The following is a 14,884-nucleotide window of genomic DNA, read 5'->3' as shown; positions in this document are numbered from 1 at the left end:
GGCCGGCGCTCAGGCCAGCAGCAGTGCCACGCCGATCATCGCCGGCACCGCCACCACGGTGGTGATGAGCACGGTGTCCTTGGCGACGGTAAGCCCGGTCTGGTACCGGCTGGCGGCTACGAACACATTCTGCGCGGTGGGCAGCGAGGACGTCACCACCACCGCGAACAGGGCATGCCCCTCCATCCCGAGCGCGAAGCGGGCAAAGACGTAGGCCAGGGCCGGCTGGACCGCGAGCTTGAAGCCGCTGGCCAGCAGGGTGTCCACGCGCCGGCCGGCGGAGGCCTGCAGCGGGCGGCTGCCGTTCAGGCTCATCCCGAATGCCATCAGCATGGCCGGAATCGCGGCCCCGCCAATCAGGTGGATCGGCTCCATGACGAGCGCCGGCACCTGGAATCCGGTGCCTGCCACCAGCAGCCCCAGTCCGGAGCCCACGATCATCGGATTGCGCAGGATCATCAGGAAGAAGCCCAAAACCGTGGTCCGGTGCGTGCTGGTGCTCGAGTCCAGGATCATCAGGAACGTTGGCGTGAAGAAGGCCAGCTGGAAGATCAGCAGGGGCGCCACATAGCTCGCATCGCCCAGGACATATACCGCGATGGGAATACCCAGGTTCGCCGAGTTGGCAAGGGACGCGGACATGGCGGACATCAGCGATTCCGGGAGGGCGCGCTTCAGCCAGAACCTGGCCAGCACCAGGTAGATCCCGGCCGTGGCGATGGCCGCCACCGCCGTGACCAGGAGCGGTTCGGCGAAGACTTCCTGCAGGCGGGCCTTGCTCAGGGTTTCAAAGAGGAGCGCCGGACTGGCGACGAAGAACGTCAGGCCGCTCAGGACGGGGCGGGCGTTATCACCAAGGATCCGCTTCCGGCCCACGAACCAACCCACCAGGATGATGCACCAAACGACGAAGAATCCCGCCAGCACCCCTAGCAAGGGTCAGCCGTTCGGGCACGGCGGAGGCAGGGACCGGGACACACGCTCCGGCTACAGGGTGGCGTTGTTAAGCGCGAAAGGGGGGCGCATCATGCCGGGAGTCAGGCCTTCGGCGGGATCATTGCCCAGCTGGATGATCCGGTTGTCCTGGTCGACGTGGACCACCTTGGGCTGGTAGGCCTTGGCTTCTTCGGTGGTCATTTCGGCGTAGGTGATGAGGATGACGATGTCATTCTCGTGCATCAGGTGCGCCGCTGCACCGTTGATGCCGATGACGCCGGAACCGCGCTCGCCGGCGATGGTGTAGGTTTCAAGCCGCGCGCCGTTGGTGACGTCCACAATGGACACCAGCTCGCCGGGCAGGATGTCGGCGGCTTCGAGCAGGTCGAGGTCAACGGTGACCGAGCCGACGTAGTGCAGGTCGGCGTGCGTGACGGTGGCCCGGTGGATTTTGGACTTGAACATTGTTCGATTCATAACGGCTCCAGTCTAGTCCTGCGGCCCTTTACCCGCAGTGACGCACGAAACATACGGGCCACGCCGCGCCTGCGCACCGGCGCGGGTTCTCAGGGCGCAGGGAACGCACCTGCGCAACGCCGGGCGGCGTGGCTGCGCACGGAAGGACGCGGACGACGGCGGCCGGTCACCCGGCGTCGTCCGTTGCCACCGCCGCGGCAGCCGCAGCCAGGGTCTCCCGGGCGGCCAGGATGGCCGGGCGCTGGGTGCTGGAGCGGCGGACCGAGGTGAAGATGGTGCGGTGCGGCTTGCCGGGAAGCTCAAGAAGCTGCGCGGTGGTGCCGCGGCCCGTCCACACCAGGTCCGGCATCAGGGCCACGGCGTTGCCGGACTCGATCAGGCGTGCCTGGGCCTGCAGGTCGGCGGTTTCAAAGCGGACATCGGGCTCGAATCCTGCGCTGCGGCAGGCTTGTTCCGCCCAGTGGCGCGAAGCGGCGCCGCGCGGTTCCATGACCCAGGCCAGGTCTGCCGTGTCCTCCAGGGAACGGATCCCGGGTCCGCTGCCGGAGGCCGGGGGAACGGCCAGGCGGATGGCGTCAGTGGTCAGTTTCACCTTGTCCAGTTCCGGGTAGCGCGGGGCCGCGTGTCCCGGATACTGCTCGGCAATCACCAGGTCGAAGTCCCGCGCCCACGTCTCATGCAGCGCCGTCTCGGGCTCGCGCTGGATCATTTCGATCCGCACCTCGGGGTAGGCGGCGGCCATGCGCGTCAACGTGTCCGGCATCAACGCCAGCGCCGCCGACTGGAAGACCGCGATCCGCACCGTGCCGGTCACCGTGGTCAGGGACGCGGCCAGGTCCGCCTCGGCCTGCTCCATGGTTTCGAGCAGCTGCGCCGTGTGCGCCACGAGCACCTCGGCCTGGGGCGTCAGTTGCACCCGCCGCCCGGTCTTCCGGAGCAGTTCCACGCCCACTTCCTTCTCCAGCAGGGCCAGCTGCTGGGATACCGACGACGGGCTGTACTGCAGTGCCTCGGCCACCTCCGCGAGCGTCCCACGGATGCTTAACTCCCGGAGCAGCCGCAGCCTGCGGACATCAAGCATGGTGAATTCCTAACTGAAACTAATGAATATAGGTTAGAAGTAGTCACTTTATCTAACGCAATTGCGCACGCATACTGTTGAAACCGAGTTACCCCCGTCACAGCCAGGTTTCTTGGCGTGCCGCGGCGGGGTCGCACCCCAACCAGGAGTTCCTGATGAGCAGCAAAGATTTGAGCCAATCGATCATGCGGCGAAAGCCCATTGATGACATCGAAGAAGAAAACAAGCACAGTGGACTGTTCAAGTCCCTTGGCCTGTGGCAGCTCACCGCCATCGGCGTTGGCGGCATTATCGGCGTCGGCATCTTCTCCCTCGCGGGACTGGTGGCCGCCGGCAGCGAAGGCACACCCGGGGTGGGGCCCGCGGTACTGATTTCCTTCCTGATCGCAGGGCTGGCCTCAGCGGCCGCAGCCCTGTCCTACGCGGAGTTCGCGGGAATGATCCCGCGCGCCGGCTCCGCCTACACCTACGGCTACGTAGCGCTCGGCGAGGTCATCGGTTGGTTCATCGGCTGGGACCTGCTGCTGGAATACATCGCCATCGTGGCGGTGGTGGCGATCGGCATCTCCGGTTACCTTGACGCCTTCCTGGCCGGCATCGGCATCCACCTGCCAAGCTGGATGACCTCCACCTTTGACGAAGGCAAGGGCGGCATCATCAACATCCCTGCCATCCTGGTCTGCCTCCTGGTCACCTGGATCCTGTCCCGCGGCACCAAGGCGTTTGGCCGGTTCGAGCTGGCAGCCGTGGCCATCAAGGTGGTCCTGATCCTCTTCATCATCGGGCTTGGCGTGTTCTACATCGACACCAACAACTACAACCCGTTCATGCCCAGCGGCTTCGGCCCCGTGGTGGCAGGCTCCGCCACCGTCTTCTTCGCAGTCTTTGGTTACGACGCCATGAGCACCGCGGCCGAGGAAGCCAAGGACGGCAAGAAGCACATGCCCAAGGCCATCGTGCTCTCGCTCATCATCGCCATGCTGCTCTACGTTGCTGCCACGCTCGTCCTCACCGGCATGCAGAACTACAAGGACATCGACCCCAAGGCAGGCTTCGCCTCGGCCTTCACCTCCGTGGGGCTGCCGGTTATCGCCACCATCATTTCGGTGTTCGCCGTGCTGTCCATCCTCACCGTGATGCTCACGTTCCTCCTGGGCGTTACCCGCGTGTGGTTCTCCATGAGCCGTGACGGACTGCTCCCCGGCTGGTTCGCCAAGACGGACCACCGCGGCACCCCGCAGCGCGTCACCTGGATCGGCGGCATCGCCTCCGCCTTCCTGGCCGGCGTGTTCCCCATCAAGGCAGTCGCGGACCTGACCAACATCGGCATCCTGGCCGCGTTCGTCGTCGTCTGCCTGTCCGTGATCATCTTCCGTTACAAGCGGCCTGATGCTCCCCGCACGTTCCGCCTGCCCCTAATGCCCGTGATCCCGGCGTTCGGCGTCCTGGCTTCGGCCTTCCTCATGCTGCAGCTGCACTGGGAGACCTGGCTGCGGTTCGTGGTTTGGCTGATCATCGGCTTGGTGATCTATTTCAGCTATGGACGCAAGCATTCGCTGATGAACCCCGACAGCCCGCGGCACCAGGAGCTCGCAGACCTGCACCGCCCGCTTTCCTGACTTCTCCCCGGACGCCCCATCACCTTCTGCCCGTTTTCCCCCAACGCCCCATCACGTTCTGACTGCTTTCTCCCAACGCGCCATCAGATAATGCGGCGTCCAGCCGAACCCTCCCCCACATTCGGTGGGGGAGGGTTCGTTGCTTTCGACGGGAGGTGATGGGGCGTTGGCGGTTTGCGGGCGGAATGTGATGGGGCGTTGGGAGGGGGATGAAACATTGGTTTTCCTAACCTGTATTGGTTGGAAAAGATCGCTTTATCTTATGTGAGTTGAAGCTCATACTGGTGGAAAGACCTCCCAGGACACCAGAAAGATCGGGAAAACAATGACCCACGTTGCAATGGAACCGGCAGTCGCAAAGGCGGCCACCCCGCAGACTGTCGACGTCGACGTCCCCCAGGCCAAGGCCCTCGCCAATGAAGCGGTAGCCTTGGTCCGGCGCTGGCTTACCGAGGCCGCCAAGGTCCCGGTGGACGCCTCCGCAGAGCAGTTGGCCGGCGTCCTGAAGGACCCCAACGGCCTGGACTTCACGGTGGGCTTCGTTGACGGCGTGGTCCGCCCCGAGGACCTCAACGTCGCCGCCCGCAACCTCGCCAAGCTGGCCCCCAAGGTTCCCGCCTTCCTGCCGTGGTACATGCGCAGCGCCGTGGCACTGGGCGGCACCATGGCCCCGGCAATGCCGCGGCTGGTCATCCCCATCGCCCGCAGGGTCCTCCGCGAAATGGTGGGCCACTTGATCGTGGATGCCACCGACGCCAAGCTGGGCCCCGCCATCGCCAAGATCAAGAAGGACGGCATCAAGCTCAACGTCAACCTCCTGGGCGAGGCAGTCCTCGGCGAGCACGAAGCCTCCCGGCGCCTCGAGGGAACCCACACGCTGCTGGCGCGACCCGACGTCGACTACGTCTCCATCAAGGTCTCCTCCACTGTGGCCCCGCACTCCGCCTGGGCCTTCGACGAAGCCGTGGAACACGTCGTCGAAAAGCTCACCCCGCTCTTCCGGCGCGCCGCCTCCTACTCCGGCAGCGGACAGAAGAACAAGTTCATCAACCTGGACATGGAGGAGTACAAGGACCTGGACATGACCATCGCGGTCTTCACCCGGATCCTGGACAAGCCCGAGTTCCAGGACCTCGAGGCCGGCATCGTGCTCCAGGCCTACCTCCCGGATGCGCTGTCCGCCATGATCCGGCTGCAGGACTGGGCCGCAGAGCGCCGCGCCAACGGCGGCGCCGGCATCAAGGTCCGCGTAGTCAAGGGGGCCAACCTGCCCATGGAGCAGGTGGAAGCCTCGCTGCACGACTGGCCGCTGGCCACCTGGGGTTCAAAGCAGGACTCGGATACCAGCTACAAGAGCGTCATCAACTACGCCCTGCACCCCGAACGCATCAAGAACATCCGGATCGGCGTGGCCGGCCACAACCTGTTCGACATCGCCTTCGCGTGGCTCCTGGCCAAGCAGCGCGGCGTGGAGTCCGGCATCGAATTCGAGATGCTGCTCGGCATGGCGCAGGGCCAGGCCGAGGCCGTCAAGAAGGACGTCGGCTCACTCCTGCTCTACACGCCGGTGGTGCACCCGTCCGAGTTCGACGTCGCCATCGCATACCTGATCCGCCGCCTGGAAGAAGGCGCCAGCCAGGAAAACTTCATGTCTGCGGTCTTCGAGCTCAGCGAAAACGAAGGGCTGTTCGAGCGCGAGAAGCAGCGTTTCCTCTCATCCCTGGAGGCACTGGACAACACAGTTCCCCTGCCCAACCGCCGGCAGGACCGGAACCTTCCCCCGGAGGCCATGCCGCACACCGGATTCCGGAACACCCCGGACACGGATCCCGCCCTTCCGGCCAACCGGACCTGGGGCCGGGCCATCCTTGAGCGCGTCCCGTCCTCCACGCTGGGCGACGCATCGGTGAAGGCCGCATTCATCAATGACGAGGACACCCTCGACTCGGCCATTGCCAACGCAGTGGAGAAGGGCAAGGCCTGGGGCGAACTGTCCGGCAACGAACGTGCGGACATCCTGCACCGCGCCGGGGAGATCCTGGAAGCCCGCCGTGCGGATCTGCTCGAGGTCATGGCCAGCGAGACCGGCAAGACCATCGACCAGGGCGACCCCGAGGTCAGCGAGGCCGTGGACTTTGCCCACTACTATGCCGAGTCCGCCCGCCGGCTGGACACGGTCGACGGCGCCACGTTCGTCCCAGCCAGGCTCACCGTCGTCACCCCGCCCTGGAACTTCCCGGTCGCCATCCCGGCAGGGTCCACCCTCGCGGCACTCGCCGCCGGCTCCGCCGTCGTCATCAAGCCCGCCAAGCAGGCCGCCCGCAGCGGCGCTGTCATGGTCGAGGCGCTGTGGGAGGCCGGCGTGCCCAAGGGCGTACTGACCATGGTGCAGCTGGGGGAGCGGGAACTGGGCACCCAGCTCATCAGCCACCCTGCCGTGGACCGCGTGATCCTCACCGGCGGCTACGAAACCGCCGAGCTGTTCCGGTCCTTCCGCAAGGACCTGCCGCTGCTGGCCGAAACCAGCGGCAAGAACGCCATCATCGTTACCCCCAGCGCCGACCTGGACCTCGCCGCCAAGGACGTGGCCTACTCAGCGTTCGGCCACGCCGGCCAGAAATGCTCCGCCGCCTCGCTGGTGATCCTGGTAGGTTCCGTGGCCACCTCCAAGCGGTTCCACAACCAGCTGATCGACGCCGTCACTTCCCTTAAGGTGGGCTACCCGCAGGACCCCACCAGCCAAATGGGCCCCATCATCGAGCCCGCCAACGGCAAGCTCCTCAATGCCCTCACCACGCTGGGCGAGGGCGAGAACTGGGCCGTTGAACCGAAGAAGTTGGACAGCACCGGCCGGCTGTGGAGCCCGGGCGTGCGCTACGGCGTCAAGCGTGGCTCCTACTTCCACCTGACCGAGTTCTTCGGCCCGGTCCTGGGCGTCATGACCGCCGAAACGCTGGAAGAGGCCATCGCCATCCAGAACCAGATCGAATACGGCCTCACGGCGGGCCTGCACTCCCTCAACTCCGAGGAACTGGGCATCTGGCTGGACACCATCCAGGCCGGCAACCTCTACATCAACCGCGGCATCACCGGCGCCATCGTCCAGCGCCAGCCGTTCGGCGGCTGGAAGAAGTCGGCGGTCGGTGCCGGCACCAAGGCAGGTGGCCCCAACTACCTGGCCGGCCTGGGTGACTGGCTTCCCGCGGAGGCATCCGCGAAGGCTCCGGTATCCAACGCGGCCGTCCGCCGCATCCTCAACGCCGCCGGCCCCGCCCTGGACCCGGCAGGCCTCGAGTCCGTCCAGCGGGCCCTGGCATCCGACGCCGAAGCCTGGGCTGACGAGTTCGGCACCGCCAAGGACGTCTCCGGGCTGGGCGCCGAGCGCAACATCTTCCGCTACCGCAGCCTGCCGGTCACCATCCGCCTTTCCGAAGGTGCTCCGCTGGCACACCTGGTCCGGACGGTGGCGGCGGGCGTGCTGGCCGGTTCGGCACTCACCGTGTCCACCGCCGTCGAACTTCCCGCGCAGCTGCGCTCCGTGCTCACCGCACAGGACATCGACGTGACGGTGGAGTCCGACGCCGGCTGGCTGGCTTCCGCCGGACACCTCGCCTCGGCGGGCAAACTGTCAGGGGGCCGCATCCGCCTGATCGGCGGCAACGCCTCCGCGCTCGCCGAGGCCACGGGCGGGCGGCCGGACCTGGCCATCTACGCACACCCGGTCACGGAGGCGGGCCGCGTGGAGCTGCTGCCCTTCCTGCATGAGCAGGCCGTCAGCATCACCGCGCACCGGTTCGGCACCCCGAACCACCTCTCGGACGCGCTGATCTAGCGCCTGCGGGCACACAGAAGGTCCGGCGGTTGGGCTTGTTTCCACAAGCCCAACCGCCGGACCTTTTGTTTGTCCCGCTAGCCCAGGTACCAGCCGGGCGGCGTCCAGGTGGCGGGGACGCTGTGGGCGGAGAAATCCTCGCAGCGGGTGCAGGTGTAGGCCACCTCGCCAAGGGTGGCCACCGTCCCGTCACGCCGGTAGGTGGGCGGAATGTACGATTCGAGGTAGACGAACTCGTCCGTACGGCACTTGTCGCAGGTGGGTTTCCCCACATAACCGGAGTCCACGGAGGCGTGTCCGGTTCCGAGGGTGTTCTGGCGGGTGGACGGCCGTGCGGTGGAGTACGGGCGTGCGTGCGCAGAACCTGGGTGGATATTCCTGGCTGTCGTCATTGGCTGCCTGTCCCAAGCGGTGGTTTCCGGCATGCGGAGACTCGCTTGCTTCGGTGAACCGGCCTGCTGCTTGACCTTGGAAAACCAGCATAGGTGATGCCACTTCCCCTATCAATGGACACGGGCCCCCTAACTCCCCTAAATGCTGGAAATTGAGCCGCTGGAGAGTTAAGTTTGGCGGTTAATGGTCCTGCCGACAATCGTCTGGGTAAGGGCGTCAATCACCTCGGCATTGGCCAGCGGATTGCGGATCAGGGTGAAATCAACGTCACCCACGGCGGGAAGGTCAAAGCGCCGGGTAATGATCTTCAGGTCTTCGGGCACCAGCGACGTGGGCATAACGGCCACGCCGATGCCCGCTCTGACTGCCGCCAGGACGCCGCTGATTTGCCGGGTGGTGCAGGTGATCCGCCACGTCCTGCCGTTGGCCTCCAGCGCATCGATGGCCAATTTCCGGCTGAGGCTGGGGGCCGGATAGGCAATCAGGGGCACGGGAGCTCCCGGCTCCAGCGATGTTTGTTCAAGGCCCACCCAGGAGAACGAATCGTGCTGGACTACCGTGCCGTCCTTAGCCCCGGCCACCCATTTCACGAACACCAGGTCCAGTTGGCCGGCGTTGAGTTTCCGGTAGAGCTGGTCACTTTGGCCCACTGTGAGTTCCAGGTTGATCTGCGGGTAGATCTGCCGGAATTCACGCAGGATCCGCGGCAGTCCGGTGATGGCGAGGTCATCCGCCGTGCCGAACCGCAGCCGTCCCCGCATCGCGGAGCCCGAGAAATAGCGGGCCGCGGCGTCATGCGCTGACAGGATGCTGCGGGCAAAACCGGCCATGGCGTCGCCGTTGTCCGTGAGCCGGACGTCCCGGGTGTCCCGTGTGACCAGGCTGCGCTTGGCGGCTGCCTCAAGCTTGCGGATGTGCTGGCTGATGGTGGGCTGCGCCAGCCCCAGGCGTTCGGCGGCCTTGGTAAAGCTCAGGGTGTCCGCCACCGCCAGGAAGGAACGCAACTGGGCTGGTTCAAACATCTTGGGTCCCCCGCGGCATTCGAGTCGGCGTGTATTGCGTTTCGCAATACGAGTTATAGGGACCATACCGCTCCATAATTGCCTCCGCCAGCCTAGCGTTAAGGGCATCCCAGCCCGCCCGCAAGTTTGAGGACACACCTGTGGCACCCCCACCGCCTTCGTCGGCCTCCGTCACCCAGCCAGTTATCGCCGCGGCGGGCTCAGCGCCGCCGGACAACCAGACCCAGCCGCTCGCCGTCGTCACTGAAAAGCTGCCCTGGCGGCACACCTTCATCTCGCTGAAAGTGCCTAACTTCCGGATCTTCGCCATGGGCCACTTCATCGCCGTCATCGCCATCTGGATGCAGCGCATCGCCCAGGACTGGCTGGTGCTGCAGCTCTCGGGGTCCGTGACGGCCGTGGGGTTCACGGTGGCCCTGCAGTTCATGCCGTCCCTGGTGCTTGGCCCTTGGGGCGGTATGATCGCGGACCGGTTCGCCAAACGGAAGATCCTCATCCTGTGCCAGAGCGTGGCCGCCATCCTTGCGGCGGCCCTGGCCGTCCTGGCCCTGACCGGCGTGATCATGGTGTGGCACGTCTACGTCATCGCGTTTGTCCTGGGCCTGGTGACCGTGCTTGACCAGCCCGCCCGCCAGGTGTTCGTCAACGAGCTCGTGGGCCCGAAGTACTTGCGGAACGCCATCAGCGTCAACTCCACCACCTTCCAGCTGGGCGGCCTGATCGGACCGGCCATCGCGGGGGTGCTCCTGACGGCAGTGGGGGCCGGCTGGGCGTTCGCGGCAAACGCGCTGGCCTGCTGCTCCACGGTGACCATGCTCCTGCTCCTGCGCAAGGACCAGCTTTACGTCAGCGCCCCGACGCCCAAGAGCAAGGGCATGCTCCGGGAGGGGCTGCGCTACGCCCTGAGCAAGCCCACCATCTACTGGCCGTGGCTCATGGCAGGGTTCATCGCGGTGTTCGCCATGAGCCTGCCGGTGCTGCTTGCCGCTTTCGCGGACCACGTCTACCAGGTGGGGGCCGGCGGGTATGGACTCCTCAACGCCCTGGTGGCACTCGGAGCACTGTCCGGCGCCGTGGCGTCCACCCGGCGTCGGCAGCTGCGCCTGCGGTCCGTGGTGTTCTGCGCCGGGATGTACGGCCTGATGCTCTGCCTGGCTGCCGTTGCCCCGTCCATGGTGTGGTTCGGCGCGGTGATGGTCCTGTCCGGGTTCTGGTGCCTGATGTTCCTCACCGGGTCCAACCAGCTGGTGCAGGTCAGCTCCAACATGGCCATCCGCGGCCGGGTCATGAGCCTGTACATCATGGTGCTGATCGGAGGCCAGGCGCTGGGCGGCCCCATGCTGGGCTGGATCGCCGAGCATGTAAACCCGCACGCTGCGCTGCTGGTGTCCGGCGGCGTACCCGCGCTGGCCGCGCTGTCGGTGGGGGCCATACTGGCCCGCAAGGGCGGCCTGCAGCTCCGGATGGACCTGAAGGGGCGCCGCCCCCTGCGGATCGTCAGCCGGCACGCCCGCGCCTAGGGAGGGCGCGCGGGCAACTGCTGAAGGCAACCGGGCGCGGTGCGCCCGGTTGCCGTTAAGGGGAGCTGCCTAAAGAACTGCCAGGTGCAACGCCTTGTGCGGGTATTCCGGGACGCGCTCCTGGAACTGCAGCACAGCCTCGTTTCGGATGACGCCGTCGCGGATCTCGATGGCCCGTGCAATGGTGTCGTTCGCGTCCCACGCGGCCGGTCCGCCCATGACTGTCCCGAGGAACGGTTGGAGCGCCTGGCTGATCTCCCAACTCGAGGAGTTCCACAGGTAGGACGGGCTGTGGTCCACCGCGTAGTAGTTGATGTGGTCACCGACCGTGATCATCGGGGCCGCAAACGTGGTGGACTTGGCCCAGCTGAAGCCCATGCCGTCATCGCAGGAAACATCGACGATAAGACTGCCCGGGTTGAACGCTGCCAGGTCCTCGGTCCGGAGGTACGTGAGCGGGTTGTTCGGGTCCTGCAGCGTGCAGTTGACCACGATGTCGCTCTCGGCGAGGAACGGGGCCAGCGGAACCCTGCCCCGTTCGGTGATGACCTGGTTCAGGAAGGGAGCCTCGTCGTCGTGGTCGAACTGCACGATGTTCACTGAATGGATGGGGGCGCCCACCGCTGCCACGCCGCGGTTGGTCAGCACCTGGACGTCGTGGATGCCGTGCGCGTTCAGCGCCGTCACCGCCCCGCGCGCCGTGGCACCGAAGCCAATCACGACGGCGCTCAGCCGGCGCCCGTAGTCCCCGGTGGAACCTGTCAGCGCCAGCGCGTGCAGGACCGAGCAGTAGCCGGCCAGCTCATTGTTCTTGTGGAACACGTGCAGGCCGAACCCGCCGTCGCTGGCCCAGTGGTTCATCGCCTCAAACGCGATGAGGGTCAGTTTCTTGTCAATTGCCAGCTGGGTGATGGCGCGGTCCTGGACGCAGTGCGGCCACCCCCAGAGGACCTGCCCGTCCCGCATCTCCGCCAGGTCTTCCGGCTGCGGTTTGGGCAGGAGGACGACGTCGGCCGCGGCCAGCAGTTCTTCCCGGGCCGCCATGCGTCCCACCAGCGTGGAGAGGTGGCTGTCCGGGACGCCGAAGCGCTCACCGTAGCCACGCTCCAGGATGATGCGCTGCCGCAGTGCGGGAGCGATCCGTTCGACGTGCAGGGGGTGGAGGGGTACGCGGCGCTCGTCCGGTTTGCGCGAGGAAGCCAGGACGCCCAGGCTCAGCCGGGGTTCGTGGCCGCTCACTTCTTCTTTGCGGCCTTGGTGGACGTGATGTCCAGGGAGCTGGCCGGCGCTGCGGCGGCCTTCTTGTCTGCGCGCTTTTCCTTGATGGACTTGCCGGACTTTTTTGATGCCGTTTGACGCGGGGACTTATCAGCCATGATTGCTCCTGTAGCGGAACCGAATAGGTTCCTGACTACTGAGACTACACCCGTGGACCTAATCATCAGCCGGGGGTGCGCGGCCCTTTGAGTGCTGCAGGAATGGAGCGGCTGACGGGAATCGAACCCGCGTATCAAGCTTGGGAAGCTAGCGCTCTACCATTGAGCTACAGCCGCAATGCCCTCGCTCGCGCGGGGCAGAACTTAGCTTAGCGCAGATCTGCAGGCTCCCCGCCAACCCGGGCCGGCAGCCGCGCCGTGTCCCGCGAACCGTGGCGTCATCCAGTAACTCTTCAATAACGTCCGCGCCGCCGGCTAGGCCCGGGCGTGGGGCGGTGGCTAACCTGATCCGGGTAGCGGCCGCTTTGGGGGGAGGCAGCTATTGCGGGCAGCCGACGTCAACCACAGGAATTTCTTCATGGCAATCGCAGAGCACGAGGTCCTCATAGAGCGCGACGCCATGGCCGTCTACCAGTACCTCCTTGACGCCACCAACCTCCCCGCCTGGCGCAGCGACGTCCGCAGCGTGAAGCTTGTGGAGGGTCCGGCCGAAGCCAGGGGCGCCGTTTACCGGAAGATGGTGGCCGGACGCTCCGGCCTGAGCATTCCCGCCGAATTGGAGATCACCAATGTCCGGCCCGGCGCCGAAATCCAGTTCCACGTGGTTTCCGGTCCTGCCACCCGGTGGGGCGGCTACTATCTCAGCACGGAAGAAGCCGGAACCCGGGTCCGGTTTTCCGTGGAAGCCAAACGCGAGGGGCGGTTCGGGGTCCTCGGCAGGTGGCCCTTCTTTAACGGGATGCTCCAGCGCCGGGTCAGTTCCGATGTGGCCCAGCTGGACCGGCTGAAGAACGTGCTGGAGCTCCAGCCGGCCATCTGAGCCGCTCCCTTCGCCTTTACTGCGCCAGCCGCTGCCCGGTCCAGGGACCGGCAATGTTCGACGGCGACGCGAGGCTTCCGGAGCCCAGGTCCCAGTACTGCACGGTGTCGTTGGCGCGGCGGAGCGCCACGCCCCTGGTGTTCAGGCCGGTGGCATCACGCAGGGACCGGATCCCTGTGACGTCCGCCCAGCCGGTAGCGACCGTGGCCCGGGCTTCGGCGCGGAGGGCGGTGCTGCCCCACCCCCGGTAGAGCTGGACGGTGCCGTCGGTCCGCAGCCCCAGGATGTCCTGGAAGCCGTCACCGTCGTAGTCCACCATGGCGAGCCGGGAGGCGTACACGCCCGTGGCCACGGTGACGCGGTCTGCAATATCGCCGGTGCCCTTATTGCCGTAGAGGTAGAGATTTCCGCCGCCGTCCAGGGCCAGGATCTGCGGCATCCGGTTGTTTGCGCACCATCCGCCCACGGCAAGGGTCAGGGAGTCCCATCCGCCCAGGCCCAGGGTGATGGGCGCCTGGAACCTGCCGCCGGCGATGCCCCGGTGCAGTGTGAGGTTGCCGTTGGCCCATTGGGTCAGGACGTCAAAGGCGCCATCGCGGTCCCAGTCGGTCACGAAGACTTCCTTGGCCCCGCTGAAGCCTGAGCCGATTACCTTTGCGGCGGCATAGGTGCGGGGCCCGGTGGAGGCCCGGTCCAGCAGTTGCCCGGCGGAGTCGACCGACACGAGGTCGGCAGGGCCGGTGATTGCCGCGGCGCTGAGATTAAGGGTGGGCGGCATGTGCTTCACAGGTGCGTCGCACAGGCTTGGCGGTGACGGCGGGAAGGCATCACCCGATGCCGAACCGCCCGGTGAATCGAGGGTGCCTGCCGGGAGCGTGGTGTAGCCGAAGAAGTTCACCACGCCCCAGATCTGGTAGGTGGAGTTGGTGTACGAGATGCCGGCGCCCATCACGTTGAAGCGCGGGTCAAGGAGCATGGCGTTGTGGCCGGGCGAACCCTTCCACCATTCCACCAGCTGGGCTGCGTCCCGGTCCGTGCGGATGGCGATGATCTCGCCGGCGCCGTTGTTCGGACTCATGGCGCGGGGGTCGGTCCAGAAATTGGCCCGGTGTTCGATCACCTCACGGGTGGCGATGTTGTCGGACCAGTCCTGGGACAACCCCGCCACAGTGGGGTGGTACTTGACCTTGTTCAGGCCGTTGGCCACACGGTATTCGTTGATCTTGGTAAAGACGGTGAGGATGGCCGCTGAATTGTTGTCCGGGACCAGGGCTTCCGTGGACAGGCTGGGGGCGGCCGGTTCCGGAGCCGTGAGCCGGGTGGCCGGGGGCGATGCCAGATCCTGGTCCGGCGCCCAGAGCGGCGGGATGGACACGGTCCGGGGAGCAGGCTCCACGGTGGACGCCGCAGGTGCCGGCGGGGGCGTAGGTTCGGTGGCGGGCTGGACCGCGGGCGTGGAAGGGGCAGCAGGCGCGGGGTTGGGTGCCGGCGCGGGCGCGGCATCCGTCAGCGGTGACGCCACCCGGATATCCGGGTCCACGGCCGGGGTGAGGCGCCCGGCGGAAGCGTCACCCGCTGTGGACGCACCGCCGCCATGCACCAGCGGGGCTGCAAGCGAAATGCCCGCCGCCCCCGCCTGGGTCAGCGGCAACGGCGAGGGCGGTGCAGTGGCTGACGACGAGACCAGCGCCAACGCACAGAGCACGCCAAGAAAAGACGGTGCCACTAATTTATTCACAACATCCCCA

General features: G+C 66.3%; 12 protein-coding genes and 1 tRNA gene. 4 read left to right on the top strand and 9 right to left on the bottom strand.

Annotated features, from left to right (window positions below; all coding sequences use genetic code 11):
- Positions 1 to 9: 9 nt before the first annotated feature.
- The 3 genes from NIBR502770_RS16600 to NIBR502770_RS16590 all read right to left on the bottom strand — a co-directional run bounded on the left by NIBR502770_RS16600 (position 10) and on the right by NIBR502770_RS16590 (position 2,494).
- Positions 10 to 936, bottom strand: a complete 927-nt coding sequence (locus NIBR502770_RS16600) for an AEC family transporter (protein WP_141182678.1) — start codon at positions 934 to 936, stop codon at positions 10 to 12.
- 51 nt (positions 937 to 987) lie between these two features.
- Complete coding sequence (panD, locus tag NIBR502770_RS16595; RefSeq protein ID WP_210411346.1) at positions 988 to 1,413, bottom strand: aspartate 1-decarboxylase; 426 nt, start codon at positions 1,411 to 1,413, stop codon at positions 988 to 990.
- Positions 1,414 to 1,579: 166 nt separating this feature from the next.
- Positions 1,580 to 2,494, bottom strand: coding sequence for a LysR substrate-binding domain-containing protein (locus NIBR502770_RS16590; protein WP_141159056.1), 915 nt, complete (start codon positions 2,492 to 2,494; stop codon positions 1,580 to 1,582).
- Between the two features lie 155 nt (positions 2,495 to 2,649).
- Between NIBR502770_RS16590 and NIBR502770_RS16585 the strand changes: the two genes are divergently transcribed.
- The gene (locus NIBR502770_RS16585; protein ID WP_141182677.1) at positions 2,650 to 4,113 is read left to right on the top strand and encodes an amino acid permease; all 1,464 of its coding nucleotides are present in this window, start codon (positions 2,650 to 2,652) and stop codon (positions 4,111 to 4,113) included.
- A gap of 325 nt (positions 4,114 to 4,438) precedes the next feature.
- Positions 4,439 to 7,945: a bifunctional proline dehydrogenase/L-glutamate gamma-semialdehyde dehydrogenase gene (locus tag NIBR502770_RS16580; RefSeq protein WP_141182676.1), complete on the top strand. Its 3,507-nt coding sequence runs from the start codon at positions 4,439 to 4,441 to the stop codon at positions 7,943 to 7,945.
- A 77-nt stretch (positions 7,946 to 8,022) separates the two neighbouring features.
- Here the strand turns inward: NIBR502770_RS16580 and NIBR502770_RS16575 are convergent, their stop codons facing one another.
- Both NIBR502770_RS16575 and NIBR502770_RS16570 read right to left on the bottom strand, forming a co-directional pair.
- Positions 8,023 to 8,337 carry a hypothetical protein gene (locus NIBR502770_RS16575; RefSeq protein WP_141159059.1) on the bottom strand — a complete coding sequence of 105 codons (315 nt, stop codon included), beginning with the start codon at positions 8,335 to 8,337 and terminating at the stop codon, positions 8,023 to 8,025.
- Between the two features lie 168 nt (positions 8,338 to 8,505).
- A complete protein-coding gene (locus NIBR502770_RS16570) occupies positions 8,506 to 9,360 on the bottom strand; it encodes a LysR substrate-binding domain-containing protein (protein ID WP_141182675.1) in 855 nt (284 codons plus the stop codon).
- 140 nt (positions 9,361 to 9,500) lie between these two features.
- Here NIBR502770_RS16570 and NIBR502770_RS16565 point away from each other — a divergent pair, with 140 nt between their 5' ends.
- Entirely contained in the window at positions 9,501 to 10,880 is a 1,380-nt protein-coding gene (locus NIBR502770_RS16565) for an MFS transporter (protein ID WP_141182674.1), read from the top strand.
- A gap of 69 nt (positions 10,881 to 10,949) precedes the next feature.
- Here the strand turns inward: NIBR502770_RS16565 and NIBR502770_RS16560 are convergent, their stop codons facing one another.
- The 3 genes from NIBR502770_RS16560 to NIBR502770_RS16555 form a co-directional block, all read right to left on the bottom strand.
- The gene (locus NIBR502770_RS16560; protein WP_141182673.1) at positions 10,950 to 12,119 is read right to left on the bottom strand and encodes a N(5)-(carboxyethyl)ornithine synthase; all 1,170 of its coding nucleotides are present in this window, start codon (positions 12,117 to 12,119) and stop codon (positions 10,950 to 10,952) included.
- Positions 12,116 to 12,256: a hypothetical protein gene (locus NIBR502770_RS21265; RefSeq protein WP_168223187.1), complete on the bottom strand. Its 141-nt coding sequence runs from the start codon at positions 12,254 to 12,256 to the stop codon at positions 12,116 to 12,118. Before NIBR502770_RS21265 ends, NIBR502770_RS16560 begins: the two co-directional genes overlap by 4 nt.
- A gap of 103 nt (positions 12,257 to 12,359) precedes the next feature.
- Positions 12,360 to 12,433: transfer RNA gene (locus NIBR502770_RS16555), tRNA-Gly, on the bottom strand.
- A 241-nt stretch (positions 12,434 to 12,674) separates the two neighbouring features.
- Between NIBR502770_RS16555 and NIBR502770_RS16550 the strand changes: the two genes are divergently transcribed.
- On the top strand, positions 12,675 to 13,136 hold the full coding sequence (locus NIBR502770_RS16550; protein ID WP_141159063.1) for an SRPBCC family protein: 462 nt from the start codon (positions 12,675 to 12,677) through the stop codon (positions 13,134 to 13,136).
- A gap of 16 nt (positions 13,137 to 13,152) precedes the next feature.
- On the opposite strand, the gene NIBR502770_RS16545 is transcribed toward NIBR502770_RS16550, so the two are convergent.
- Positions 13,153 to 14,862 carry a CAP domain-containing protein gene (locus tag NIBR502770_RS16545; RefSeq protein ID WP_371416469.1) on the bottom strand — a complete coding sequence of 570 codons (1,710 nt, stop codon included), beginning with the start codon at positions 14,860 to 14,862 and terminating at the stop codon, positions 13,153 to 13,155.
- Positions 14,863 to 14,884: the final 22 nt, after the last annotated feature.

The organism is Pseudarthrobacter sp. NIBRBAC000502770 (assembly GCF_006517815.1).
In the GTDB taxonomy this organism is placed as follows: Bacteria; Actinomycetota; Actinomycetes; order Actinomycetales; family Micrococcaceae; genus Arthrobacter; species Arthrobacter niigatensis.
Note: the sequence above shows the minus strand (reverse complement) of the source record. Positions and strands in the feature narration are given on the sequence as shown.

What these genes read in the sequence shown, in the direction of transcription:
- panD (WP_210411346.1), bottom strand. Translation starts at nt 1,413, where the DNA reads ATGAATCGAACAATGTTCAAGTCCAAAATCCACCGGGCCACCGTCACG.
- NIBR502770_RS16590 (WP_141159056.1), bottom strand. Translation starts at nt 2,494, where the DNA reads ATGCTTGATGTCCGCAGGCTGCGGCTGCTCCGGGAGTTAAGCATCCGT.
- NIBR502770_RS16585 (WP_141182677.1), top strand. Translation starts at nt 2,650, where the DNA reads ATGAGCAGCAAAGATTTGAGCCAATCGATCATGCGGCGAAAGCCCATT.
- NIBR502770_RS16580 (WP_141182676.1), top strand. Translation starts at nt 4,439, where the DNA reads ATGACCCACGTTGCAATGGAACCGGCAGTCGCAAAGGCGGCCACCCCG.
- NIBR502770_RS16575 (WP_141159059.1), bottom strand. Translation starts at nt 8,337, where the DNA reads ATGACGACAGCCAGGAATATCCACCCAGGTTCTGCGCACGCACGCCCG.
- NIBR502770_RS16570 (WP_141182675.1), bottom strand. Translation starts at nt 9,360, where the DNA reads ATGTTTGAACCAGCCCAGTTGCGTTCCTTCCTGGCGGTGGCGGACACC.
- NIBR502770_RS21265 (WP_168223187.1), bottom strand. Translation starts at nt 12,256, where the DNA reads ATGGCTGATAAGTCCCCGCGTCAAACGGCATCAAAAAAGTCCGGCAAG.
- NIBR502770_RS16550 (WP_141159063.1), top strand. Translation starts at nt 12,675, where the DNA reads ATGGCAATCGCAGAGCACGAGGTCCTCATAGAGCGCGACGCCATGGCC.